The sequence below is a fragment of the Pseudomonas sp. 2822-15 genome, assembly GCF_002742515.1.
GTDB lineage: Bacteria > Pseudomonadota > Gammaproteobacteria > Pseudomonadales > Pseudomonadaceae > Aquipseudomonas > Aquipseudomonas salomonii.
In genome coordinates, this window is record NZ_LJRY01000057.1 from 1 (window position 1) to 339 (window position 339).

General features: G+C 36.0%; 1 protein-coding gene. It reads right to left on the bottom strand.

Annotation, left to right across the window (positions count from 1 at the left end):
* The coding region (locus AOA59_RS00220; protein ID WP_143522718.1) for a mechanosensitive ion channel family protein at positions 1-339 on the bottom strand (339 nt) is incomplete at both ends.

Here is a 339-nt window from a genome sequence, read left to right on the forward strand (position 1 = left end):
ATATATACTTGATGCGGAAATGGAATTTCAATATTATTTTTATCTAGAGCTTCTTTCATTGCTTTTCTAAGCTCACGTTCAACAGCCCATTGCTCCATATTGTCAGTCTTGGCAATAACACGAATGATTACGTCACTGTCTCCAAAACTTTGAACTCCAATCACATCGGGTCCTTCTTTAATTGTTTCTAACCTGGAAGCTACCTCGTTACAAGCAGTCTGTAAAATACTTATAGCGTCATCAATATTTTCATCATATGCAATACTAATATCTACTAATGCACGCATATTAGAGCGTGAGTGATTGCTTACACTTCCAATATCACGGTTAGGTATAAAG